General features: G+C 64.5%; 20 protein-coding genes. 14 read left to right on the top strand and 6 right to left on the bottom strand.

Translation table 11 applies throughout. The features are described from left to right. The first annotated feature begins 105 nt into the window (after positions 1–105). Genes AC4QBL_RS06775 through AC4QBL_RS06765 form a run of 3 tightly spaced genes read left to right on the top strand, consistent with a single transcriptional unit; the run spans position 106 to position 4,387 of the window. Complete coding sequence (locus tag AC4QBL_RS06775) at positions 106–834, top strand: ABC transporter ATP-binding protein (protein WP_472906324.1); 729 nt, start codon at positions 106–108, stop codon at positions 832–834. Further along, positions 831–3,188 (top strand): ABC transporter permease, encoded by a 2,358-nt coding sequence (locus AC4QBL_RS06770; RefSeq protein ID WP_472906325.1) that lies wholly within the window; start codon positions 831–833, stop codon positions 3,186–3,188. The genes AC4QBL_RS06775 and AC4QBL_RS06770 overlap by 4 nt, the downstream gene beginning before the upstream one ends. A gap of 2 nt (positions 3,189–3,190) precedes the next feature. Further along, positions 3,191–4,387: an efflux RND transporter periplasmic adaptor subunit gene (locus tag AC4QBL_RS06765; RefSeq protein WP_472906326.1), complete on the top strand. Its 1,197-nt coding sequence runs from the start codon at positions 3,191–3,193 to the stop codon at positions 4,385–4,387. A gap of 31 nt (positions 4,388–4,418) precedes the next feature. Here AC4QBL_RS06765 and AC4QBL_RS06760 read toward each other — a convergent pair whose 3' ends face one another. Next, a complete protein-coding gene (locus AC4QBL_RS06760) occupies positions 4,419–6,116 on the bottom strand; it encodes an NAD+ synthase (RefSeq protein WP_472906327.1) in 1,698 nt (565 codons plus the stop codon). Between the two features lie 103 nt (positions 6,117–6,219). Here AC4QBL_RS06760 and AC4QBL_RS06755 point away from each other — a divergent pair, with 103 nt between their 5' ends. The 6 genes from AC4QBL_RS06755 (at position 6,220) to AC4QBL_RS06730 (ending at position 10,005) form a co-directional block, all read left to right on the top strand. Continuing rightward, positions 6,220–7,650: a GNAT family N-acetyltransferase gene (locus tag AC4QBL_RS06755; protein WP_472906328.1), complete on the top strand. Its 1,431-nt coding sequence runs from the start codon at positions 6,220–6,222 to the stop codon at positions 7,648–7,650. An 86-nt stretch (positions 7,651–7,736) separates the two neighbouring features. Then, positions 7,737–8,054, top strand: coding sequence for a hypothetical protein (locus AC4QBL_RS06750; RefSeq protein WP_472899266.1), 318 nt, complete (start codon positions 7,737–7,739; stop codon positions 8,052–8,054). Then, positions 8,045–8,485 carry a polymer-forming cytoskeletal protein gene (locus tag AC4QBL_RS06745; RefSeq protein WP_472899265.1) on the top strand — a complete coding sequence of 147 codons (441 nt, stop codon included), beginning with the start codon at positions 8,045–8,047 and terminating at the stop codon, positions 8,483–8,485. The genes AC4QBL_RS06750 and AC4QBL_RS06745 overlap by 10 nt, the downstream gene beginning before the upstream one ends. A gap of 20 nt (positions 8,486–8,505) precedes the next feature. Further along, complete coding sequence (locus AC4QBL_RS06740) at positions 8,506–9,099, top strand: bactofilin family protein (RefSeq protein WP_472899264.1); 594 nt, start codon at positions 8,506–8,508, stop codon at positions 9,097–9,099. Between the two features lie 27 nt (positions 9,100–9,126). Beyond that, positions 9,127–9,597: a hypothetical protein gene (locus AC4QBL_RS06735; protein WP_472906329.1), complete on the top strand. Its 471-nt coding sequence runs from the start codon at positions 9,127–9,129 to the stop codon at positions 9,595–9,597. A 3-nt stretch (positions 9,598–9,600) separates the two neighbouring features. Next, positions 9,601–10,005 carry a bactofilin family protein gene (locus tag AC4QBL_RS06730; protein ID WP_305334347.1) on the top strand — a complete coding sequence of 135 codons (405 nt, stop codon included), beginning with the start codon at positions 9,601–9,603 and terminating at the stop codon, positions 10,003–10,005. 91 nt (positions 10,006–10,096) lie between these two features. Here AC4QBL_RS06730 and ppa read toward each other — a convergent pair whose 3' ends face one another. Further along, on the bottom strand, positions 10,097–10,633 hold the full coding sequence (gene ppa, locus AC4QBL_RS06725; RefSeq protein WP_472899262.1) for an inorganic diphosphatase: 537 nt from the start codon (positions 10,631–10,633) through the stop codon (positions 10,097–10,099). Between the two features lie 303 nt (positions 10,634–10,936). Here ppa and AC4QBL_RS06720 point away from each other — a divergent pair, with 303 nt between their 5' ends. After that, positions 10,937–12,997 carry a sodium-translocating pyrophosphatase gene (locus tag AC4QBL_RS06720; RefSeq protein WP_472899261.1) on the top strand — a complete coding sequence of 687 codons (2,061 nt, stop codon included), beginning with the start codon at positions 10,937–10,939 and terminating at the stop codon, positions 12,995–12,997. A 68-nt stretch (positions 12,998–13,065) separates the two neighbouring features. Here AC4QBL_RS06720 and AC4QBL_RS06715 read toward each other — a convergent pair whose 3' ends face one another. After that, on the bottom strand, positions 13,066–13,692 hold the full coding sequence (locus tag AC4QBL_RS06715) for a TetR/AcrR family transcriptional regulator (protein WP_472906330.1): 627 nt from the start codon (positions 13,690–13,692) through the stop codon (positions 13,066–13,068). A 136-nt stretch (positions 13,693–13,828) separates the two neighbouring features. Here AC4QBL_RS06715 and AC4QBL_RS06710 point away from each other — a divergent pair, with 136 nt between their 5' ends. From AC4QBL_RS06710 to moeA, 4 genes are all read left to right on the top strand, one after another. Next, on the top strand, positions 13,829–14,650 hold the full coding sequence (locus AC4QBL_RS06710; protein ID WP_472906331.1) for a metal-dependent hydrolase: 822 nt from the start codon (positions 13,829–13,831) through the stop codon (positions 14,648–14,650). 82 nt (positions 14,651–14,732) lie between these two features. Beyond that, a complete protein-coding gene (gene moaA, locus AC4QBL_RS06705) occupies positions 14,733–15,869 on the top strand; it encodes a GTP 3',8-cyclase MoaA (protein WP_472906332.1) in 1,137 nt (378 codons plus the stop codon). Between the two features lie 133 nt (positions 15,870–16,002). Further along, positions 16,003–16,626, top strand: coding sequence for a molybdenum cofactor guanylyltransferase MobA (gene mobA / locus AC4QBL_RS06700; protein ID WP_472906333.1), 624 nt, complete (start codon positions 16,003–16,005; stop codon positions 16,624–16,626). 18 nt (positions 16,627–16,644) lie between these two features. Next, positions 16,645–18,006 (top strand): molybdopterin molybdotransferase MoeA, encoded by a 1,362-nt coding sequence (moeA, locus tag AC4QBL_RS06695; protein ID WP_472906334.1) that lies wholly within the window; start codon positions 16,645–16,647, stop codon positions 18,004–18,006. A 25-nt stretch (positions 18,007–18,031) separates the two neighbouring features. Here moeA and AC4QBL_RS06690 read toward each other — a convergent pair whose 3' ends face one another. The 3 genes from AC4QBL_RS06690 to AC4QBL_RS06680 all read right to left on the bottom strand — a co-directional run bounded on the left by AC4QBL_RS06690 (position 18,032) and on the right by AC4QBL_RS06680 (position 23,721). Then, positions 18,032–19,417: a phenylacetate--CoA ligase family protein gene (locus tag AC4QBL_RS06690; RefSeq protein ID WP_472906335.1), complete on the bottom strand. Its 1,386-nt coding sequence runs from the start codon at positions 19,415–19,417 to the stop codon at positions 18,032–18,034. 154 nt (positions 19,418–19,571) lie between these two features. Continuing rightward, complete coding sequence (locus AC4QBL_RS06685) at positions 19,572–22,661, bottom strand: efflux RND transporter permease subunit (RefSeq protein WP_472899254.1); 3,090 nt, start codon at positions 22,659–22,661, stop codon at positions 19,572–19,574. A gap of 55 nt (positions 22,662–22,716) precedes the next feature. Continuing rightward, positions 22,717–23,721, bottom strand: coding sequence for an efflux RND transporter periplasmic adaptor subunit (locus AC4QBL_RS06680; RefSeq protein WP_492131641.1), 1,005 nt, complete (start codon positions 23,719–23,721; stop codon positions 22,717–22,719). Positions 23,722–23,828: the final 107 nt, after the last annotated feature.

The raw sequence follows: 23,828 nt of genomic DNA, 5'->3' as shown, positions 1-23,828 counted from the left end.
AAAAATGTATCACGCGCACCGAGCGGGTGCGCCGGACTCGGGCTCTGTGCGCACGGCTTGTCCACGATCAACCGCAGCGCCCGCCTGTCAGCGTAGATTGTGGGGATGCAGCCGATACCTGAGACCCAACTTGAGCCCGTCTTTCATGCGCGCGGGCTGACCAAGACCTACACCATGGGAGAGGTCACCGTGCAGGCGCTGCGGGGTGTCGACCTGGATCTTTACGCGGGCGAATTTGTGGTCTTGCTGGGCGCTTCGGGCAGCGGCAAGTCCACCCTGCTCAACATCCTGGGTGGTCTGGATGCGCCCACCCAAGGCCGGGTGGTGTGCCAGGGCCACGAACTGACCGGCGCCAACGAGGATGCCTTGACCCGGTTTCGCCGCGCCTCTGTGGGCTTTGTTTTTCAGTTCTACAACCTCATACCCAGCCTGACTGCGTTGGAAAACGTGGAGCTGGTCACCGACATTGCCGACGACCCCATGCCCGCGCTGGACGCGCTCGCGCTGGTGGGGCTGGCCGACCGCAGGCACCACTTTCCGGCCCAGCTCTCGGGCGGTGAACAGCAGCGCGTGGCCATCGCACGCGCCATTGCCAAGCGCCCGGCCGTGCTGCTGTGCGACGAGCCCACCGGTGCCCTGGACTCGGCCACCGGTGTGCTGGTATTGCAGGCGCTGGAGCATATTCACCGTGAAACTGGGGCGCTCACGGTCATCATCACCCACAACGTGGGCATCGCGGCCATGGCCAACCGGGTGATTTACCTGAGCGACGGCGCAATCGCCCGTGAAGAGCGCCACGCGCAGCCCAGGCCAGCGGCGGAGTTGCACTGGTGAAAGCGCTGCACCACAAACTCTGGCGAGATTTTTGGCAACTGCGTGGCCAGTCGCTGGCCATTGCGCTGGTGGTCATTGGCGGCATTGCCACCATGGTGATGGCAGTGACCAACCACCAGGCGCTGTCTGACACCCGTGCGCGGTTTTACGAAACCTACCGCTTTGCCGACGTGTTTGCGCAGGTCAAGCGCGCGCCGATGCCGCTGTTGCACGAGGTGCGCGCCCTGCCCGGCGTGGCGCAGGCGCAAGCCCGCATCGTGGCGGGCGTGAACCTGGAAGTAGATGGCTACCACCAGGCGGTCACTGCGCAGGTGGTGTCCTTGCCGGAGCCGGGTGACGACGACTTGAACCAGATTTATTTGCGCGAAGGCCGGTTGCCCGAGCGCGCCTGGGAGGTGGTGGCCGGCGAAGCCTTTGCGCAAGCCCACGGGCTGCACCCCGGCGATGGCTTCACCGCCATTGTGAACGGGCGCCGCCAGCGGCTCACGTTGAGTGGGGTGGGCTTGTCGCCCGAATTCATTTACCAGATACGCGCCGGCGACGTGTTCCCCGACTTCGAGCGCTTCGCCATTTTGTGGATGCGGCTCGAGGCACTGGCCAGCGCGTTCGATCTGAACGGCGCCTTCAACCAGCTGAGCATTCGCCTGCAGCCCGAAGCGACCGCACACCAGGTCATAGACCCGCTGGACCGGCTGCTACAGCCTTATGGCGGTCTGGGCGCCCATGGGCGCGACCTGCAAATGTCGCACCGGTTCCTGGACGAGGAACTCAAGCAGCTCAACACCATGACCCGCCTTTTCAGCGGTATCTTTCTGGGCGTATCTGCCTTTCTGCTCAGCGTGGTGATCAGCCGCCTGATCGGCACCCAGCGCGAGCAAATTGCGGTGCTCAAAGCGTTTGGCTACAGCCGCTGGGAGGTGGGACGGCACTACGCACAGTTGGTGCTGCTGATGGTAGGCGCGGGGGTGTTGCCGGGCGTGGCATTGGGCGCCTGGATGGGGCGCGGCATGGCCGACCTTTACATGCGTTTTTACAGATTTCCCTTTCTGGAATGGTCGGTAGAGCCGGTGGTGTGGGCCTTGGCGGTGGGCTTCGCTGTGGCGGCGGCCGCGCTGGGCACGGCGCAGGGCCTGCTGCGGGCGTTTCGGCTCTCGCCGGCCGAGGCCATGCGCCCCGAAGCGCCTGCGGTGTACCGCCGCACGCTCACCGAGCGGTTGGGCGCGGGCCAGTTGCTGGACGCGGCCGCCCGCATGGTGGTGCGCAACCTGGAGCGGCGCCCGCTGCGCTCGCTGATGTCGATTGTGGGCATGGGCATGGCCTGCGGCATTCTGGTGATGTCCAACCTGCAGCGCGACGCGATTGAAGAGATGATTGCCGTGCAGTTTGGCCTGGCCCAGCGCGATGACCTCACCGTGACCTTGGCCGAGCCCGCCAGCGCGCGCGCCATTGAAGAACTGCGGTCCATTGCAGGCGTGCAATCGGTGGAAGGCTTTCGGGCCAGTGCCGTGAAGTTGCGCAACGGGCACCGCAGCTACACCACCGCTTTGCAGGGCATGAGCGAACCGGCCGATCTCAAGCGCGTGCTCGACGCTTCGCTGCAGCCCGTACCCATGCCCACCGAAGGCCTTTTGCTGACGGACTACCTGGCCGAGCTGTTGGCGGTTCGACCAGGCGACTTGCTGGAGGTGGACTTTCTGGACGGCCGCCGCGAAACGCTGCAACTGCCCCTGGCGGCCACCGTCACCGAATACTTGGGTGTGGGCGCCTACGCCGATCGAGGTTGGCTCAACCGGCTGCGCCAAGACGGCGACCTGGTGTCGGGCGCCTGGCTCAGGGTGCCACCTGAATCGCGTCCGGCGGTGGTGTCGGCTTTGCGAGAGCGCCCCCGAATCGTGGCGGTGAGCGACCGCAACGCCAGCATCGCCAGTTTTCGCGACACCATGGCCGAAAACATTTTGACCTTCACGCTCATCGCCACCCTGATGGCCGCGAGCATGGCCGCTGGCGTGGTGTACAACGCGGCCCGCATTACCCTGGCCGAGCGTTCGCGCGACCTGGCCAGCTTGCGCATTTTGGGCTACACGCGGCGCGAGGTGCGGGCCTTGCTGATGGGCGAGCTGGGCACGCTCACCCTGCTGACGCTGGTACCCGGTTTTGCTATGGGGTACGGCATGAGCGCCCTGCTGGTCTGGGGCATGCGGTCAGACCTGTACCGCATTCCGCTGGTGTTGCTCCCGTCCGGGTTCGCCATGGCGGGAACGGTGTTGCTGGTGGCTGCAGGCTTTTCGGCCTGGTTGGTGCTGCGTCGGCTGGACCAGCTCGACCTGGTGGCCGTTTTGAAAACACGGGAATGAACATGAAGAACACACCCACTGCCCGATGGTTCCGTTACGCGCTGCTGTTGCTGGTGGCGCTGGCGCTGGCCGTGATGGCCTTGTGGCCCAGCAGCCTGAAGGTGGACAGCGCCACGGTGCAGCGCGGCACGGTGCGCCAGACGCTCGAAGCCGAAGGCCGCACCCGCCTGCGCGACCCCTATGCCATCACCGCGCCGGTGGCGGCCATAGCCCGCCGCATCGCACTCGCGCCCGGAGATGCGGTGCACGCTGGGCAGGTGCTGGTCACGCTGGACCCGGTGGCGGCGCCCACGCTGGACGCGCGCAGCCGCGCCGAGGCCACCGCCCGGCTGGCGGCTGCGCAGGCACAGCTGCAGTCGGCGCAGGCCGAAGCCCGCTCGGCCCAGGCCAGCGCGGCGCAGGCCCAGGTCGAAGCCGAGCGCCTGCGCCCACTGGCAGCCCAGGGCATGGTGTCGGCCCAAGGCCTGCTGGCGGCTGAAACCGCGTGGCAACGCAGTACGCTGGAGGCCCAGAGTGCCCGGTTTCGGCAAACCACCGCAGCCCACCAGCTCGATGCTGCCCGCGCCGCACTGGCCGTGGGAGGCCCTGGCGCACCCTCTGCGTCCGCCCTGCAGATCACATCCCCTGTCAACGGGGTGGTGCTGCGCCGGCCCGTGGAAAGCGCCCGCCCTGTCATGCCCGGCGATGCATTGATTGAAATTGGCGACCCCGCAGCGCTGGAGGTGGTGGTGGATGTGCTGTCGCCGGACGCGGTGCAAATTCAACCCGGCATGGCCGTGGCGCTGCTGCGCTGGGGCGATGGCCCCGCGCTGCAAGGCACCGTGCGCCGGGTAGACCCAGGCGCTTTTACCAAAACATCAGCATTGAGTGTTGAAGAGCAGCGGGTGTGGGTGGTGATCGACATCACCAGCCCGCACGACCAATGGGCGCGTCTGGGTGAGGCTTACCGCGTGCATGCGCGGTTTGTGCTGCATGAAGTGGCCGACACCTTGCGCGCGCCCAGCAGCGCCGTGTTTCGCCACAACGGCGCGTCTGAGGTGTTTCGCATAGAAGGTGGCAAAGCCCGCCTCACGGCCGTGACCTCAGGCTTGCAGGGCGACGGCCACGTTCAGATTTTGGAGGGCTTGTCAGCCGGTGACAGCGTGGTGATTCACCCGCCACGGGAGCTCGCCGACGGCGCGAGGGTGCACCGTCCCTGAGAGGCCCAACGCGCAGCGCCAGGCCGTGTTTTCAAGCCCGGTATTTGCTGGTGATCGGGTAGCGCCAGTCTTTGCCAAAACTGCGGTGCGTCACACGAACGCCCACCGGGGCTTGGCGGCGCTTGTATTCGTTGATGCGGATCAGCCGCACCACCTTGTCCACATCGGCCGCGCTGTAGCCCTCAGCCACGATCTGGGCCGGGCTCTGGTCGTTTTCCATGTAGCGCTCAATGATCGCGTCGAGCACGTCGTACTCGGGCAGGCTGTCCTGATCTTTCTGGTCAGCCCGCAGCTCCGCGCTGGGTGGGCGGGTAATGATGCGCTCGGGAATCGGGTTGGCACCGGTGCCGTAGGGGTCGTGCGCATTGCGCCAGCGCGCCAGGCGAAACACCGCTGTCTTGGCCACGTCTTTGATCACGGCGAAACCGCCGGCCATGTCGCCATACAGCGTGCAGTAACCGGTGGCCATTTCGCTCTTGTTGCCTGTGGTCAGCACGATACCGCCAAACTTGTTGGACAACGCCATGAGCAAGGTGCCGCGTATGCGGGCCTGCAGGTTTTCTTCGGTGGTGTCTTCGGGCAGGCCGGCAAACTCGGTGGCCAGGCTGGCCTTGAAGGCTTCAAATTGCGGCGCAATGTCGATCTCGTCGTAACGCACGCCCAGGCGCTCAGCCATGTCGCGCGCATCGATCCAGGAAATGTCGGCCGTGTAAGGCGACGGCATCATCACCGTGCGCACCCGGTCTTTGCCCAGCGCATCCACCGCAATCGCCAGCACCAGCGCCGAGTCGATACCGCCCGACAGACCCAGCAACGCTGAAGGAAAGCCGTTTTTTCCGATGTAGTCGCGCACGCCCAGCACCAAGGCGTGCCACAGGTCGGCATCGGCGCTGTGGTCGCGATCGGTGCTGGCGTCAATTGTCCAGCCAGCGCCTTGCCGGTGAAAGGTGCAGTCAAACAGCGTTTCTTCAAAACTCACCGCGCGACCGGCCAGCGAGCCGTCTGCCGCCAACACGAAACTGCGGCCTTCAAAAACCACCTCGTCCTGCCCGCCCACCAGGTGCGCGTACACCATGGGAAGGCCGGTGGCTTGCGCACGTCCACGCATGGCCGCCTCGCGCTCACCGCCCTTGCCTGTGTGGAACGGCGATGCGTTGATGACCATCAGCACCTCTGCCCCAGCGGCCTGGGCCTCCGCGGCAGGCTCGTCAAACCAGGCGTCTTCACAAATGAGCACCCCAACGCGCACCGGCGCACCCTCAGCGGTGGTCACATCAAACACGCAAGTGCCCTGGCCTGGTGCAAAGTAGCGCCGCTCGTCAAACACCTGGTAGTTGGGCAACTCGCGCTTGGCGTAGGTATGCGTCACAGCGCCATCGAGCAACACGCTCGCGGCGTTGTGCAGGCGCGCCACCGACACACTGCGCTCGCGGCGGGCTTCAGCGCCCAGCTGTGGGATGCGCGCCGGGTGTCCGACCACGATGTGCAGCCCCTTGAGTCCTGCGGTCTGAAGGGCGATGCTTTTCAGTGCATCATCACAGGCGTCAATGAACGCTGGCCGCAAAAACAGGTCTTCAGCCGCGTAACCGCAGAGGGCCAGTTCCGGCGTGAGCAACACCCGCACACCGCGCGAGTGGGCCTGATGCGCGGCGGCGATGATTTTTTGGGCATTGCCCGCCATGTCGCCCACCACAAAGTTGAGCTGGGCCACGCAAATTGGAAGTGTCATGCAGTCTGGAAGTAGAACGGAATCGGGCAATGGAACAGGCGACGGAACCGGCGCGCCACCCGCCTTCAAACAGCCCTGCGGGCAGGCATGTGAGGGCTGAAACGTGAGTTCGCACGATTATGTCACCCGGGTCTTTTCCTCGCCGCTGGACATTCCGGCCGACGCCTGGAACCACCTGCTGGCGCTGGAGACCGACCCGAGCCCCTTCATGGCCCACGCCTACCTGGCGGCGCTGCACGCCAGCGGCTCCGCGCAACACCCGGCAGGCTGGCAAGCCCGTTTCGTCACCCTGTGGCAAGGCGCCGATCTGCATGCGGCCTGCCCCCTGTATTTGAAGAACCATTCGTACGGTGAATACGTGTTTGACTGGGCCTGGGCCAATGCCTACGCCCAGCACGGGCTGGATTACTACCCCAAAGCCCTTGTAGCGGTGCCGTTCACGCCCGTGCCGGGTGCGCGGCTGCTGGCCAGAAACATGGCTGCACGAACAGCGTTGGTTCAGGCTCTGCTGAGCCACGCCCGAGAGGAAGACCTGTCGTCTTTGCACCTGTTGTTTGCCCAGCCACAAGACGTGGAGGCCTGCGAAGCCGCAGGGATGATGCTGCGCCACACGGTGCAGTTTCACTGGCGCAACGTGGCCCCCACGCTACCCACTTCGTGTGGTTCGCTGCCCCCCGAGGGGGCTGGCCTTGCTGGGGGCGGCCCGGCGCTGCGGCCTGCGGCCCCCGCGCTACCCACTTCGTGTGGTTCGCTGCCCCCCGAGGGGGCTGGCCTTGCTAGGGGCGGCCCGGCGCTGCGGCCTGTAGCCCCCACGCTCCCCACTGCGTGTGGTTCGCTGCCCCCCGAGGGGGCTGGCCTCGTGAGCGCTGAGCCACAACACTTTGCAAATTTCGACCATTTCCTCTCCAGCCTGCAGCAGGAGAAGCGCAAAAAAATCCGGCAAGAGCGGCGCAAGGTGGCTGAGGCGGGGGTGGTATTCCGATGGTCCATGGGCGCAGACATATCGGCCGCAGACTGGGACTTTTTTTACCGCTGCTACGAACGCACCTACCGGGAGCACGGCAACGCACCCTACCTGAACCGCGATTTTTTTCAGCGCATGGCGCAGACCATGCCCGAGCACTGGCTGCTGTTCATTGCCGAGCGAGACGGCAACCCCATGGCCAGCAGCCTGATTGGCATCGACCCGCAGGCGCGCGTGGCCTATGGGCGCTACTGGGGCGCGCTGGAACGCGTGGACTGCCTGCACTTTGAAGCGTGCTACTACCAGCCACTCGCCTGGTGCATCGCCCACGGCTATACGCGCTTTGAAGGCGGCGCGCAGGGCGAGCACAAAATGGCTCGCGCCCTGCTTCCCGTCAAGACCACCAGCGCGCACTGGTTGGCGCACCCATCGTTCGCCGACGCGGTGGAGCGGTTTCTGGAACGGGAAGACCAAGGCATCCAGCAATACCTGGACCACCTGGCACAGCGCAACCCCATGAAGGGCTCGCCGGCGTTGCGAACACCGTTGGCGCCGCCCACCGAAGCGTGACAGGCTGCTCAGGGCAGCAACATTCCTCGCGAAGTGTGAGACGCACGCCCTGCATCACAGAAGCCGGTCGCTAAACTACCGCGAACATGAACGAGACAGACGCCTTCTTTACCCAGACCATTGTGGGCGCACCTTTTTCGGTGCTGCTTGGGCGCCAGCTCGATCCAAGCCGTGCTGCGGTCGCCGGCATTGAAGTCCATCTGATCAACGCAGACACCCGTTTGAGCCGTGTCTGGAAAGACTGGATCGTGATGAGCCATGCCTGTGACCGCATGGGCCAACCCCGCCATCGCCCCGGCCGGGTACGCCGCTGGCTGGAGCGGCACGCCTTGTGGCTCGCCGCACTTGGGGTGTCGAGCCTGCTGGCTACGGCGGTTTTCTGGGGGCTCCAGCAATGGATGTGAAAACACCGCAAGACACGCTCACCATCGACCCCATCGCCATGAACGTGGTGAACCGGGTCGCGGCGGGTAGCCAGCTGAGCGGCGACCTGAGCTTTGAAGGCGGCTTGCTGGTGCAAGGTGAAATTGCGGGCAACATCCGCGTCAACGGACGCTTGATCGTGTGGACCGGCGGCGTCGTGCGCGGTCGTGTCCGGGTGTCGGGCGACACCTACCTTTTTGGTCGGCTGGGCGCTGCCGGTGCCAGCGCCCACGACACTAGCCTGGAATGCCAGGGTATGGCCTATGTGTCAAAAACCGGCGTGTCCACCGGCACGCTGATGGCCAGGCGCCTGCAACTTTACGAGGGTGCCGACTTGCAAGGCCCGTTCAAGACGCTTAAAAAGGGCGACAACTTCCCGGTGTTGCACGATGTGCTGCCGGACCCGCCGTGAGCTGAAAGAACACACCCGCCATGAAAGCCGACCGCTACCTCCACCCCGACCGCCACCTGGAACAGGACATGGACAACAACCCCACGCAACCCGACGAAGAAGCTTTTGCTGCCGACCCCCAGAATGCAGAGGCAAACAACGGAAGCGGTGCCAACCCCTTTATGGAAGTGGATGTGGGCAACGCCATGCCGCCGACCCAGGCGGCCCACATGCCGATGTTGCACCCCCAGGTGCAATCGGTGATGCCCAACGAGGGTGGCGACGGCGGCCAGGCGCGCAGCATGCTGGCCGAGGGCTTGCACTTCGTGGGCCATGCCGAACTCCGTGGCCCTTGCAGCATCGCGGGCACGGTTGAAGGCAACCTCACGCAGGCGCCTGGCGCCGTGGTGTCGGTGGTCGTCACCGAAACCGGACGGGTCAAAGGCGACATCACCGCGCAAAAAATTTCCGTCATGGGGCACACCGACGGCATCCTGGACTCCGGCCAGGGAGAGGTGTCCTTGCACGACACCGCCAGTGTGCACGGCCTGGTGCGCTACGGCCGCATTCAGGTGAACGGCGCCGACCTGAACGCCACGCTGGAGCGTGTGGCACCCAGCGGCAGCGCCCGCTGAAACCGCTGACAGGCCTGACGGATACCCATGCTGTGGTCGCGTCCGGCTCCACCCGCCCTGCCTGCCGCACCGGCCCATGTGCCCGATGCCCAGGCTCTGCTGCGCACCGCGCTCCAGGCCAGCTGGCAACGCGACCGGTGGGTGAGCAGGCGCCGGCTGGCGCTGCGCTGGCTGGTGTGGGCTTTCTGGCGCTATGGCCTGCCCTTGTTGCTGGTGCTCAGCGCTGCGCTAGCGGTATGGCACTGGTTGCTGCCGGGCCTGCACCAGGCGCTGGCGGTGACCACACAGGAAAAGCGCGCACCCACCGCCACCCAGCAGGTACCCGCGCCAACAGAGCCCCACGAAACAGCCGCCGACGCCATCACGCTCCGCCTGGAGCCGGGTTGGTCGTCAAGCCGCACCACGCCACCCGCTGCAAGCGCCTCGCCGCCTGCCACCGAAGCCGTCCAAGATCCCTCTCTCAAACCCGAAAACTGGTTGCACAGCAAGGAGCCCTGACCCATGAGCCAAAACCCCGCCACCACCCGCCTGGTACCCGTGGAGCGCCTGAGCGCCATCACCAGCCTGATCGCCGAGGGCGCCGTGTTTGACGGCAACTTCCACACCACCCGAGACCAGGGCATCAAGGTGGATGGCCTGCTCAAAGGCAACATCACGTTTGAGAGCGGCGGCACGCTGCACGTGGGCGCCACCGGGGTGATTGAAAACACCCGGCTGGAGGCCGACTACGTGTTTATTGAGGGCAAGGTCATTGGCACGGTGATTGCGCGCAAAGCGCTCGAAATCACCGGCTCGGCCACCTTGCTGGGCGACGCCAGCTACGACGAAATGATCGACATGCATCCACGCGCTCGCGTGCGCGGCAAGATCGAGTACCGCGGCGACATTGACGCAGCCGCGTCCTGATCGCGCCGTTTCACCCCCAAGTCTGGCCAAGGAAAAAGCGCCTGTGCGGGTGACCGCACAGGCGCTTTTTGACGCTTGAAGCGCTGAAGAATCAGGCTTGGGCTTTGTTGTAAGCCTCAATGCCGTCGGTGATTTCCTTGTGGGCGGCGTCTTTGCCTTCCCAGCCGATCACCTTCACCCATTTGCCTGGCTCCAGGTCTTTGTAGTGTTCAAAGAAGTGCTGAATCGTGTTCAGGCGCATGGGGTTCAGATCTTCGGGTTTTTGCCACTGGGTGTAGATGGACAAAATCTTGTCGATCGGCACCGCCAGCACTTTGCCATCTTCGCCGGCTTCGTCCTGCATCTTCAAAATGCCGATGGCGCGGCAAGGCACCACCACGCCCGGGATCAGCGGCACGGGCGTGATCACCAGCACGTCCACCGGGTCGCCGTCGCCAGACAAGGTCTTGGGCACGTAACCGTAGTTGGTCGGGTAGTGCATGGCGGTGCTCATGAAACGATCGACAAAAATCGCGCCGGTTTCTTTGTCCACTTCGTACTTGATCGGGTCGGCGTTCATCGGGATCTCGATGATCACGTTGAAAGAGTCAGGGACATTTTTTCCAGGGGTGACGTTGTCGAGGGACATGTTGTGAGTCTGAAGGTTGGTTGAAAACGGATCGGCCCTTGGGGCACCTTGGCACCGGGCGCGGGCCACGTGACAGTGTGAACCGTGCAGCGCCTAGGATTTACCCTGATTTTACTGATTCCAGGCTTACTTCCGTCGCACGGGCGGTACCCAGCGCACGCAATACCCGCTAAATTTGACACGTTGGCCAATCGCCCTGCACGCTCGCCCAGCCGCGAACGAACAAGGACACGAGGAAGCAACGCAGCGGGGATGACCCAAAGGCGTTGCCCCCTCCAAGTCAAAAACGAGCAGGAGAAATACATGGTTGGACAATCTGCGCTGATATTTGCGCTGGTGTGCGGACTGGTGGCGGTGGCCTACGGCTTCTGGTCCCGCAGCTGGATTCTTTCGCAAGACGCGGGCAACGCCCGCATGCAAGAAATTGCCGGTGCCATTCAGACCGGCGCTGCGGCCTATCTGGCCCGGCAATACAAAACCATCGCTGTCGTCGGCGTGGTGCTCGCGGTCCTCATCGGTGTCTTTCTGGACGCTCAAAGCGCTGTGGGCTTTGTGCTGGGGGCGGTGCTCTCGGGCGCTTGTGGCTTCATCGGCATGAACATTTCGGTGCGGGCCAACGTGCGCACCGCACAAGCGGCCACCCGCGGCATTGGCCCGGCGCTGGACGTGGCGTTTCGCGGCGGCGCCATCACCGGCATGCTGGTGGTGGGCTTGGGCCTTTTGGGCGTGGCGGGTTTCTTCTGGTTTTTGGTCGGCAATGGCAACCTGACACCCGACAAAGACCTGGCCAAGCTGCTCAACCCGCTGATCGGATTTGCCTTTGGCTCGTCGCTCATCTCCATTTTTGCGCGCCTGGGCGGCGGCATTTTCACCAAAGGCGCCGACGTGGGTGCCGACCTGGTGGGCAAGGTGGAAGCTGGCATTCCGGAAGACGACCCGCGCAACCCGGCCGTGATTGCCGACAACGTGGGGGACAACGTGGGGGACTGCGCCGGCATGGCCGCCGACCTGTTTGAAACCTACGCGGTCACCCTGATCGCCACCATGGTGCTGGGTGCGCTGATGGTGTCGGCCGCACCCATGCAGGCCGTGTTGTACCCGCTGGTACTGGGCGGTGTTTCCATCATCGCGTCCATCATTGGCTGCTTCTTTGTGAAGGCCAGCCCCGGCATGAAAAACGTGATGCCGGCGCTCTACAAGGGCCTGGCGATTGCGGGCGTGCTGTCGCTCATCGCGTTCTGGTTCGCCACCGCCTGGATCATGCCGGACAACGCCATCACCGCCGAAGGCAGCCAATGGCGGCTGTGGGGCTCGTGTGCTGTCGGCTTGTTGCTGACCGCTGCACTGGTCTGGATCACCGAGTTCTACACCGGCACGCAGTATTCGCCGGTGAAGCACATTGCCCAGGCATCCACCACCGGACACGGCACCAACATCATTGCCGGCCTAGGCGTTTCCATGCGCTCCACCGCCTGGCCTGTGCTGTTTGTGTGCGTCGGCATCCTGGCTTCGTACCAGCTCGCAGGCCTTTACGGCATTGCGACCGCGGCCACGTCCATGCTCAGCATGGCCGGCATCGTGGTGGCGCTCGACGCCTACGGCCCCATCACCGACAACGCCGGCGGCATCGCTGAAATGGCCGAACTGCCCAGCAGCGTGCGCGACGTGACCGACCCGCTGGACGCCGTGGGCAACACCACCAAGGCCGTTACCAAGGGCTACGCCATCGGCTCGGCCGGCTTGGCTGCGCTGGTGCTGTTTGCCGACTACACCCACAAGCTGGAAACCTACGGCCACCAGATCACGTTTGACCTGAGCGACCCGATGGTGATCGTGGGCCTGTTCATCGGCGGCATGATTCCTTACCTGTTTGGCGCCATGGCAATGGAAGCCGTGGGCCGGGCGGCCGGTGCGGTGGTGGTGGAAGTGCGCCGCCAGTTCAAAGAAATCCCCGGCATCATGGAAGGCACGGCCAAGCCCGAGTACGGCCGCGCGGTCGACATGCTGACCACCGCGGCCATCAAGGAAATGGTGATTCCCTCGTTGCTGCCCGTGGTGGTGCCCATCTTGGTGGGCATCTTCCTCGGGCCGAAGGCCCTGGGTGGTCTGCTCATGGGCACCATCGTGACCGGCCTGTTTGTGGCCATCTCCATGTGCACCGGTGGCGGCGCCTGGGACAACGCCAAGAAGTACATCGAAGACGGCCACCACGGCGGCAAGGGCAGCGAAGCACACAAAGCCGCGGTCACCGGCGACACCGTGGGCGACCCCTACAAGGACACCGCTGGCCCGGCTGTGAATCCGCTGATCAAGATCATCAACATCGTGGCGTTGCTGATCGTGCCTTTGCTGCCCATGGCTTGACAGCGCTGCGCTGACACAAAAACGGCCCGCTTGTGCGGGCCGTTTTTACGACCCCGCTTGGAGAAGCATCAGAGCCCAGCCAGATCCGCGTGGGTCAACACCCGCACAATTTCCCCGGCACCTGCGGTGAGATTTGTCAACAGCGCCGCATTCCCTTGTTCGATGGCTTGCAGCACCAGTTCGTTGATACCCCCCACCGCGGCCATGGCCATGGCTGGTGATATCGCGCGCAACGGCGCAGCGCCGGGCGAGGCTGCTCCGTTCACGGTGCTCACCATGAAGTCTGCCAGTTGCTGCATCACCTCGCGACGCGCGCGCAAGCCTTCGGAGCCAAGTTGGTGAATATCGACAAACAGCACACGAACCAGGCCTGGGCCGGCCGCCAGGTGCTCAAAATAGGCCCGTAGTGCCTGCTCAATCTGGGTCTGCCAAGGCCGATCGGGCTTCAGCGCTTCGCGCAGGGTGCGCAAGGCCGATCCGCTGGCTGCACGGTACAGCGCCAGGAAACAGGCCTCTTTGCCGTCGAAGTGTTCATAAAACGTGCGCTTTGATACGCCAGCTTCGCGCACGATGTCAGCGATGGTGGTCACCGCCAAACCCTTCTCAGCCGACACCGTGGCCATGGCCTGAAGCAGGCGGGTACGGTGTTCATGCTCCAGTTCATGGGCGTGCTCGGGCGCTGCAACGGTGTTCATGCGCCAGATCTTAGGCGGCCTCACCAGCGCCAAGCTGACAGGCCACAGCGGGCTTTCCCCGTTGACAGGATGGCCCACGAAGTGACACACTGCGCCACTCGGTACCAACAGGTACCAGCTTGAAAAAGTACCTGATATGACCGCACTTGTTGTCCGACGCCTGTTGATCGACCTCGAAAAGCCGGTGCACCGGCACTGGTGCAATGGCGACGCGTTCCTGACTGCTTGGTTCAACGCGTTGTCCATGAGTTTCCCCGTCGGAGAACAGTTTTTCATCGACTCGGTGCGGGCCGGTCTCCAGGCACTGCCTGAAGACCAGCAGCGCGCTTTCAAAACCGAAGTGCAAGGCTTCGTGGGCCAGGAAGCCACTCACCGTCGCATCCACGCGCTGTTCAACGCCCAAATCGAAAAACACGGCTTGGTGAACGACTGGGAGCCACGCGCCCGCGAGCGCTTGAGCTTGGTGAATGGCAGCGATCCGCGTCACGGCTTGGCCATCACCGCGGCCAACGAGCACTTCACCGCGCTGTTCGCCGAATGGATGCTGTCGCACCCGCAGCTGCTTGATGGGTGCGAACCCCGGCTGAAAGCGCTTTGGCTGTGGCACAGCGCTGAAGAAGCCGAACACAAATGCACCGCTTTTGACCTGTACCAGGCGCTGGACGGCAGCCACGCCTGGCGCGTGAAGTGGATGCGACGCGTCACATTGATCTTTTTGACCGACACGCTGCGCCAAACGCTGAACAACCTGCAGCGAGACGGCACGTTGTGGCGCTGGAACACCTGGCAAAGCGGTTGGAAACACCTGCTGGGCCGCCAAGGCCTGCTGCGCCAGAGTTTCCGCCCCTGGCGGGCATACTTTCGTGCCGACTTTCACCCCAGCCAGCAGTCCAGCAACTTGTCTGAAAACTGGCTGCAAGAAAACGCCCACCTCTACACCCGGGTTGGCGCTGCCTGAGCGGGCTGCAGCCCTCCGGTGAAACCCCAAGGCCTATGGGTGCGTCTCCGCATTCGGCGCGGGTGTCACCCATAATCGAGCCATGTCTGAACGCGTCATTCCCTTGGTAGACCAGCGCATCGCATCGCGCTCTGCCGCTATTCCTTCCGTGCCCATTGCCGCCACCGGTCTGTTAGGCGACCAGCTTGGCCGCCCGCTGCGCGACCTGCGCATCAGCGTGACCGACCGCTGCAACTTCCGTTGCAGCTACTGCATGCCCAAAGAAGTCTTTGACAAAGACTACCCTTACCTGCCGCACAGCGCGCTGCTCAGCTTCGAAGAAATCACGCGCCTGGCGCGGCAGTTTGTGGCCCACGGCGTGCAAAAAATCCGCCTCACGGGTGGCGAGCCGCTGCTGCGCAAAAACATTGAGATATTGATCGAGCAATTGGCGGCCTTGCGCACGGTCGAAGGCAAACCGCTGGACATCACCCTGACCACCAACGGCTCCTTGCTGGAACGCAAAGCTGCGTCGCTCAAGGCCGCTGGTTTGCAGCGCGTCACGGTCAGCCTGGACGGGCTGGACGACACGGTCTTTCGGGCCATGAACGACGTCGACTTTCCCGTGGCCGACGTGTTGCGCGGCATTGAGGCCGCGCAAGCAGCGGGGCTAGGACCGATCAAGGTCAACATGGTAGTCAAGCGAGGCACCAACGACCACGAAATATTGCCCATGGCGCGCCACTTCAAAGGCACGGGCATTGTGCTGCGGTTCATTGAATACATGGACGTGGGCGCCACCAACGGCTGGCGCATGGACGAGGTGATGCCCAGCGCCGAGGTGGTGAAACACATCCACAGCGAACTGCCGCTGGTGCAGCTTGACCCTTCCGCGCCAGGCGAAACCGCTGAGCGCTGGGGCTACGCCAACGCCCATGGAAAGCACGACACATCAGCAGGTGAGATTGGCGTCATCAGCAGCGTGACACAGGCCTTTTGCCGCGACTGCAACCGCGCCCGCCTGTCCACCGAAGGCAAGCTCTACCTGTGCCTGTTTGCCAACGAAGGCCACGACCTCAAACCCTTGGTGCGCGCCAACTCCACCGACGAGCAGCTGGCCAGCGCCATTGCCGCCGTATGGCAGGGCCGCAGCGACCGCTATTCCGAGCTGCGGGCGAGCCTGCCGCCCGACGCGTCCACCGGAGGCCGGCGCGTCGAGATGAGTTACATCGGAGGCTAGAGAAAGCTCCCCCCTGCGTCGCTTCGCGCCGTCCCCCCAGGGGGACCACGCTGGTGGCCCGGCAAAGCCGGTTCCACGGCGTGCGCTGAACAAGACATCCCCCCGCACACCGTTTTTCTCATCAAAAGTTCACATGATCCACACCCATGAAATCACCGCCATCGTGCTCGCGGGTGGCCGAGGCTCCCGCATGGGCGGCGTCGACAAAGGGCTGCAAAACTTTCACGGCACCCCGTTGGCGCTGCACACCGTGCTGCGGCTGCAAATGCAAGAAGGGGGTCTGTTGGGCGAGCTGATGATCAACGCCAACCGCAACCTGTCGGCCTATGAAGCTTTTGGCGCCCCCGTATGGCCCGACACGCTGAGCGACTACGCGGGCCCACTGGCGGGCTTCATGACAGGTCTGGAGCGCTGTGAAACGCCGTATTTGCTCACAGTGCCTTGCGACACGCCGCTGTTTCCATTCGACCTGGCGCAGCGGCTGGCGCAGGCGTTTGAAGATGACAGCACCGAAATCGCCATGGCCGCCGCGCTGGAAGAGGACGGCCAGTTGCGCGCGCAGCCCGTGTTTTGCCTGATGCGCGTGGAGCTGCTGGAAAGCCTGGTTGCGTTCACGCAGGCGGGTGGGCGCAAGATTGACCGCTGGACCGACCAGCACAAGACGGTGTTGGTGCCGTTCAACTTGCCGGGCGACGATGCCCGGGCGTTTTGCAACACCAACACGCTGGCCGAACTGCACGCGCTGGAAAACCCCTGAAAAGCCCTGAGTTGTGCCATGAAAACCATTGCCCAGATAGCCGCTGAATTGCAGGGCTACGACCCGCAGGCCCTGAGCGCCGATCGCGTCAACGACTTCCTTGCAGAGCTGATCGAACCCGTCACCGAGACCGAAACGCTGTCCGTATTTGATGCTTTGGGCCGCGTGCTCGCACAAGACGTGATCTCACCCATCAGCGTGCCGCCACACGACAACTCGGCCATGGACGGCTTTGCTTTCAACAGCGCCCAGTTGCGCCCCGGCCAACCGTTGGCGCTGCAGGTGGTGGGCACCGCGTTTGCCGGCAAAGCCTGGGCGGGCCGTGTGGCCGCAGGCGAGTGCCTCAAGATCATGACGGGCGCCATCATGCCGCCCGAGCTGGACACCGTGGTGCCGCTGGAATTTGTGCAGGTGCAAGGCGACCGCGTGGAGATGCCGGCTGGTGTGGTGAGCGCTGGCGACAACCGGCGCCTGCTGGGCGAAGACCTGATGGCGGGCCAACCCGCGTTGCGCAAAGGCCAAACCCTGGGCCCGGCTGCACTCGGCCTGATCGCCAGCCTGGGACTGCCGAGCGTGACCGTATTCCGGCGTGTCAAGGTGGCATATTTCTCCACCGGAGACGAAATTTTGAGCCTGGGCGAGGCGCCACGCGAAGGCGCTGTGTACGACAGCAACCGCTACACCGTGTTTGGCCTGCTCACCCGGCTGGGCGTGGAGGTGATCGATATGGGTGTGGTGGGCGATGAGCCCGCCTTGCTTGAAGCCGCTTTCCGCCAAGCGGCGGCCACGGCCGACGCCATCATCACCAGCGGCGGCGTGAGCATGGGCGAGGCCGACCACACCAAGGCCATGATGAAGCAGCTGGGCGACGTGGCGTTTTGGCGCATCGCCATGCGCCCCGGGCGGCCGATGGCCGTGGGGCGGATTGTTCACCCCCACGCTCCACCGCTGTGCGGGTCGCTGCCCCCCGAGGGGGCAGATCCCGGCTTGGGACGTCCCGGCGCCGGTCGCACCGAGCAAGGCCGCTCAGCCATCCTGTTTGGCTTGCCGGGCAACCCCGTGGCCGTGATGGTGACGTTTCTGGCCTTTGTGCGCCCTGCCCTGTTGCGGCTCATGGGCTGCACCGCGGCTGAGCCGGTGTTGCTCAGGGCACACAGCGGCGAAGCCTTGCGCAAGAAGCCCGGGCGCACCGAATACCAGCGTGGCATCGTCACACGCCAGGCCGACGGTGCGCTGCATGTGCGTACCACCGGCAACCAGGGCTCGGGCGTTTTGCGCTCCATGGTGGAAGCCAACGGCCTGATCGTGCTGCACCACGGCCAGGGCAACGTGGCCTTGGGCGATGCGGTCGACGTGATGATGTTTGACGGCGCGATCTGACGGCAGGCCACCGCCCCTCAAACGGCTAACCGCCCTTGGCCACAATGCGGCAGGCCTTGCCACTGCGTCCCCGTGGCACCGCCTGGCCCAGCTCGCCCAGCACTCGAATGGGCAAAGCCCCCTGCGAAACCGCAAAAGACTGCAGCGCCTGACGGCAACACTTCAAGGCCTCGCGCCCGGCTTGACCCGCCAGGGGCAGACGCAGCACCAGGGTGCTGTGGTCGCGCTGGCGCAGTTGAAAATCAAACACCCCGGCCTGCTCTTCCAGCACGGTGGACAAGGCCAGAGGCAACAACGCAACGTCACCGGTAAGCCCGCGCATGCGCAGGATGTCGTCGCGCCGGCCCTGCACGTCAACCACCGGGAACGGTGAACCGCACCCGCAACGCTCAGGGTGAATGGTCACCTGGTCCCCCATGGCATAGCGGATCAGCGGCTGCACGGTGTTGGCCAGGTTGGTCAGCAACACGCCACACGACGGCTGCCCGGGCGGCACCGGGCGGTTGTGTTCGTCCACCGGCTCCAGGACCAGCCAGTCGGTGTTCAGGTGCAATTGGCCAGCCTCGCACTCCCACCCCATGGCAAGAAATTCAGAGGCGCCGTAGCTGTTGCGCACGCGACAACCCAGCGCCGTTTCAATGCGCTGGCGCACCGCGGGGCTCAGCGTTTCACCACCCGTCCAGACTTCGCGCAGGCCCGGTTTCAAGCGACCCAGGTCGGCCTGCTCGGCCAGCAAGAGTGCGGCTGTCGGGTAGCTCGCCAGCACCGTCGGGGCAAAGGCGTTGAGCGCATCCACCAGAGCACCCACGGGCTGCAAGATAGAGAAAGAACGCATGGAGGGCGCCAGCCAGGGCTGCAGCTGGCGCAGCCGTTCCAGGCTGACAAAGCTCGCGAAATGCCCCCCGGTGGCGCCCACAAACGCCATGCGCTCGCTCAGGTAGAACGGGTCAAACCAGCGCTGGGTACGCTGGTCGGGGCTGCGACGCACGGCTTCCAGTGCGTCGTACACCGCCATGGCACGCGCGTCCTGCACAAAAATGCCGGGTTGGCCACTGGTGCCCGAACTCTCCCACACCAGGTAGCGCCCCAGGTAGGGCTCGCCCATGCGCAAGGGGTCGGATGTAAAAGCCTGCAACTCGCTCAGCACAAGGCCGGGGTCGGTCACCCAATCCGAAAAACGGCCCATGAGCTCGTCGCGGCAGACCGGGGCCAAGTGCCCGAGAGCGCTGGCGTGGTCGGGTAACTTCGCCAGGCGTTCGCGGTACAAGGCAGAGCCGCACCGCGCCGCCGCCAGCAGTTGGCCCAAGCGCTCCTGCTGCCAGCGTGCCACCGACGTTTCGCTGGCATGCGCCTGCGACAGCACCTGGGCGGTGGTGGTGGCGAGCAAAAAAGGATCGAAAACAGTGCCCACGCAGAGACTCCCCGGGGCCGGTGGAGCACACGCGGCCAGGTCGACGGCCCAAGCCCCAGCGCGGCACCAACAACAAGCGGGTGCCACACCATGCTACCGGCCGGCGGCGCACCCCGATTGCTCTGGGTCAAGGGGCCAGGCTTCCCTTGCCGATTCAGCTCGCCGGTGTTTCCAGCGGCGAAGCCACCGCTTTCAGACCCGCCTGGCGCACCTCGCCCGAGGTTTTTTTGCGCGCCAGCAGGGTGTACATGGTGGGCACCACAAAGATGGTGAGCAAGGTGCCCAGGCTCATGCCACCCACAATCACCCAGCCAATTTGCTGGCGGCTTTCAGCACCCGCGCCACTGGCCAGCGCCAGCGGAATGGCCCCAAGCACCATGGCACCGGTGGTCATCAGGATGGGTCGCAGGCGCAGCGCAGCCGACTGTTTGACCGCCTCCAGCGTGGTCAGTCCCTGTTCACGCAACTGGTTGGCGAACTCCACGATCAAAATACCGTGTTTGGTGATCAGCCCCACCAGGGTGATCAGCCCGATCTGGCTGAACACGTTGAGCGTGCCCCCGGAAAACTTCAGCGCCAGCAGCGCCCCCAGCATCGACAAGGGCACACTCAGCATGATGACCAAGGGGTCAACGAAGCTTTCAAACTGCGCCGCCAATACCAGGTAGATGAACAGCAGCGACAGAGCAAACACAATGGCCAGCGAGCCTGACGCGCTTCTGAACTCGCGGCTCTGGCCGTTGAGGTCGGTGGTGTAGCCCGGCGGCAAAATTTCAGCGGCCGTGGCGTCCATGAATTGGAGCGCATCCCCCAGCGCCAGCTCGGGCGCCAGGTTGGCGGTGATGGAGGCACTGCGCCGTTGCCCAAAGTGGTTGAGTTCTCGCGGCACCACCACCTCGCGGATTTTCACCAGCGAGGCCAGCGGAATCATGGCCTCGTTGCGACCCCGCACAAACAGGCGGTCGATGTCGTCGGGCGTGCTGCGCTGGGCGCTGTCGGTCTGCACGATCACGTCGTATTGCTCGCCATCGCGCTTGTACCGGGTCACGATCCGGCCGCCCAACATGGTTTCCACCGTGCGGGCAATGGCGTCCACATTGACACCCATGTCGGCGGCGCGTTCACGGTCCACGTCCATGCGGATCTCGGGCTTGTTCAGGCGCAGATCAGTGTCCACCTGAACAAAACCAGGGTTTTTGGCCAGGGCGTCCTGAAACTGACGCACCACTCTGGCCAGGTTGTCGTAGCTGTCCGAGGTGACGATCACGTAGTTGATCGGCCGCTCGCGAAATCCCTGTCCCAGCGAGGGCGGCGTGATGGGGAAAGCGCTGATGCCCGGCAAGGCCGCCATGCGCGGCGCAATTTCGCGGGCAATTTCTTGCGTGGTTCGTGTGCGTTCCTCCCAGGGTTTGGCGCGCAAAAACACGTTGCCCTGAGCCACGGTAGGGTTGCCGATGTTGCTGAAAATACGGTCGAACTCGGGGTAGTCCTGGCCAATGCGCTCAATGGCTTCGGCATAACGGCGGGTGTAGGCCAGGGTGGCGCCATCGGGGCCGTTGATGCTGGCCAGAATCACCCCACGGTCTTCAATGGGCGCCAGTTCTTGCTTGGTGGTTTGCAGCAGCCACCAGCTGCCCGCCGCGCTGGCCACCATGACCAGCACGACCGCCCAGCGCAGGCTCAAGGCAAGCGCCAGCGCGCGGCTGTAGCCGCGCGTTACGGCGTTCAGCACGCGTTCCATGCCGCGGTCAAAACGGCCCGGCTTGGGGTTGTGGCGCAGCAGTTTGGAGCACAGCATGGGCGACAGCGTGAGTGCCACAAAGCCCGACACCACCACTGCACCGGCCAGCGCCAACGCAAACTCTGCAAACAGGCGACCCGTGCGCCCGGGTGTGAAGGCCAGCGGCGCGTACACCGCCGCCAGAGTGAGCGTCATCGCCACCACGGCAAAGCCCACTTCACGAGCGCCCTGAATGGCGGCTTCAAACGGTTTCACACCTTCTTCAATGTGGCGGTAAATGTTCTCCAGCACCACAATGGCGTCGTCCACCACCAGGCCAATGGCCAACACCAGTGCCAGCAGGGTGAGCGTGTTGATGGAGAAACCAAACAGGGCCATCAGCGCAAAGGTGCCGATCAGGCTCACAGGAATGGTCACCAGCGGGATGATGGACGCACGCAAGGTGCGCAAGAACACAAAGATGACGAGCGCCACCAGCACCACGGCTTCGGCAATGGTGGTGTAGACCGCCTTGATCGACCGGTCAATGAAGACCGAATTGTCGTTGGCAATGTCCACGTTGACACCGGGTGGCAGGTCGGTCTTCACCTTTTCCAGCAACTGGCGCACGCCGGCGGAGAGTTCCAGCGGGTTGGCCGTGGCCTGGCGAATGACGCCGAGCGAAATGGAGTCGCGCCCGTTCAGGCGCACCGAAGTGCGCTCATCCTGCGGACCTTGCAGCACGCGGGCCACGTCGCCCAGGCGGATGGTCTGGCCATTGATGTTGCGAATGGCCACGTCGCGAAACTGCGCCGGCGTTTGCAAGTCGGTGGCGGCGGTCACGTTGAATTCGCGCAGCGTGCTTTCGATGCGGCCCGCGGGCACTTCCAGGTTGGAGCGTCGCAGCGCGTCTTCCACGTCCTGCACCGTCAACCGGTAGGCGGCCAGGCGGTCGGGGTCGATCCAGATGCGCATGGCGTATTTGCGCTCGCCATACACCCGCACATCGGCTGCACCGGGTGCCGTTTGCAGCACCGGCTTGGCCAGGCGGTTGGCAAAATCAGAGAGTTGCAACGCATCGTGCGTGTCAGAGCTCAGCGCCAGCCAGATCACGGGGAAGGCGTCGGCCTCCACCTTGGCAATCACCGGCTCGTCAATACCTTGCGGCAGGCGCTGGCGCACCCGGCTCACTTTGTCGCGCACGTCGGCAGCGGCGGAATCGGGGTCGCGCTCCAGCTTGAAGCGCACCGTGATCTGGCTGCGCTCCTGGCGGCTGATGGAAGTAATGACGTCGACACCCTCAATACCTGCCAGTGAATCTTCCAGTGTTTTCGTCACCTGCGACTCGACCACTTCACTGGAGGCACCGGTGAAACTGGTGCTGACCGTGACCGTGGGCTCGTCGATCTTGGGGTACTCGCGCACCGTCAAACCGGTGAACGACACCCAGCCCACCAGCAGAATCAGCAGCGACAGCACGGTGGCAAACACCGGGCGGCGAATCGAAATTTCAGGCAATTGCATGCAGCGGACTCCCGAACAAAAGGGCCATCAAGGGGTCATGGACAGAAAAATGGGGTCATTTGGCCGGCGCGGCAGCAGGGCCGGCGCTTGCAGCGCGCGGTGCACCGCCAGGTTTGCTCATGTCGACCACCCGCACGGCTGTGCCATCGCGCTGCAGCCGTTGCTGCCCAGCCACCACCACCGTATCGCCCTCGGCCAGCCCGACCAGCACCTGCACCTGCGCGCCCTGGCGCACGCCCAACTGCACTTCGGTGCGGCGCGAAACGAGCTTGGCGGCATCACCCTCGCCTTCTTTTTCCAGCTTGAACACAAACTGTTTGCCGCCCTGGGGCACCAGCGCCTCTTCCGGCACCACCAGCGCCGCTTCGTCTACCGAAAAGACGGTCAACACCCGCGCAAACATGCCCGGACGCAGATCTCCGGCGGGCGACGGTGGCAGCACCGCGCGCACCGCCACCGAGCGGCCATTGGCGTCCAGCAGCGGGTCGACTGCCTGCACGCGGGCCACGAAAGATTGACCGGGCAAAGCGTCCAGCTGCACTTGCACCGACTGGCCAGCGGCTATGCGGGTCTGGTAGCGCTCGGGCAGACGAAAGTCCACCGTGAGGGCCGAGGTGTCTTCCAGGTTCACCAGATCCGCACCGTCTTTGACGTATTCGCCGAGGTTGATGCTGCGAAGACCCACGGTGCCGTCAAACGGAGCCGTGACGCGCATGCGTTGCAGGCGCGCCTGCGCCAGCGCCACCTGGGCCTCGGCCACCTGCAAGTTGGCCTGGCTTTCGTCCAGCACCCGCTGGGCCACAAAATTCTCTGCCACAAGCTCCTGGTTGCGCTTGAGGTTGGCCCGCGCAATGGACAACTGGGCCTGCGCCTGGCTGAGCTCCGCACGCTGCAGCACGTCGTCAAGTTGCACAAGCAACTGTCCGCGGCGAACGCGCGCGCCATCGGCAAAGGCAATCTGGGCAATGCGACCGCTGACCTCGGGTCGCAGCGTCACGCTCTGGCGCGAACGCAGCGTGCCCACGGCCTGCGCGTCGTCCTGAATGCGAAGTGTCTTCACTTGGGTCACCTCGACGCCCGGAACTCCGCCCGCGCGGCCGGCTGCTGCAGGGGTCACCTTTGTTGAAGGCGTTCCCGACGAGGTCTCAGCCGGCGCCGGTGCAGCCC

This window comes from Hydrogenophaga sp. L99, from assembly GCF_058731905.1.
This window is presented reverse-complemented; position numbering and strand designations above follow the sequence as displayed.

What these genes read in the sequence shown, in the direction of transcription:
- AC4QBL_RS06775 (WP_472906324.1), top strand. Translation starts at nt 106, where the DNA reads ATGCAGCCGATACCTGAGACCCAACTTGAGCCCGTCTTTCATGCGCGC.
- AC4QBL_RS06765 (WP_472906326.1), top strand. Translation starts at nt 3,191, where the DNA reads ATGAAGAACACACCCACTGCCCGATGGTTCCGTTACGCGCTGCTGTTG.
- AC4QBL_RS06760 (WP_472906327.1), bottom strand. Translation starts at nt 6,116, where the DNA reads ATGACACTTCCAATTTGCGTGGCCCAGCTCAACTTTGTGGTGGGCGAC.
- AC4QBL_RS06750 (WP_472899266.1), top strand. Translation starts at nt 7,737, where the DNA reads ATGAACGAGACAGACGCCTTCTTTACCCAGACCATTGTGGGCGCACCT.
- AC4QBL_RS06745 (WP_472899265.1), top strand. Translation starts at nt 8,045, where the DNA reads ATGGATGTGAAAACACCGCAAGACACGCTCACCATCGACCCCATCGCC.
- AC4QBL_RS06740 (WP_472899264.1), top strand. Translation starts at nt 8,506, where the DNA reads ATGAAAGCCGACCGCTACCTCCACCCCGACCGCCACCTGGAACAGGAC.
- AC4QBL_RS06735 (WP_472906329.1), top strand. Translation starts at nt 9,127, where the DNA reads ATGCTGTGGTCGCGTCCGGCTCCACCCGCCCTGCCTGCCGCACCGGCC.
- AC4QBL_RS06730 (WP_305334347.1), top strand. Translation starts at nt 9,601, where the DNA reads ATGAGCCAAAACCCCGCCACCACCCGCCTGGTACCCGTGGAGCGCCTG.
- ppa (WP_472899262.1), bottom strand. Translation starts at nt 10,633, where the DNA reads ATGTCCCTCGACAACGTCACCCCTGGAAAAAATGTCCCTGACTCTTTC.
- AC4QBL_RS06720 (WP_472899261.1), top strand. Translation starts at nt 10,937, where the DNA reads ATGGTTGGACAATCTGCGCTGATATTTGCGCTGGTGTGCGGACTGGTG.
- AC4QBL_RS06715 (WP_472906330.1), bottom strand. Translation starts at nt 13,692, where the DNA reads ATGAACACCGTTGCAGCGCCCGAGCACGCCCATGAACTGGAGCATGAA.
- AC4QBL_RS06710 (WP_472906331.1), top strand. Translation starts at nt 13,829, where the DNA reads ATGACCGCACTTGTTGTCCGACGCCTGTTGATCGACCTCGAAAAGCCG.
- moaA (WP_472906332.1), top strand. Translation starts at nt 14,733, where the DNA reads ATGTCTGAACGCGTCATTCCCTTGGTAGACCAGCGCATCGCATCGCGC.
- mobA (WP_472906333.1), top strand. Translation starts at nt 16,003, where the DNA reads ATGATCCACACCCATGAAATCACCGCCATCGTGCTCGCGGGTGGCCGA.
- moeA (WP_472906334.1), top strand. Translation starts at nt 16,645, where the DNA reads ATGAAAACCATTGCCCAGATAGCCGCTGAATTGCAGGGCTACGACCCG.
- AC4QBL_RS06685 (WP_472899254.1), bottom strand. Translation starts at nt 22,661, where the DNA reads ATGCAATTGCCTGAAATTTCGATTCGCCGCCCGGTGTTTGCCACCGTG.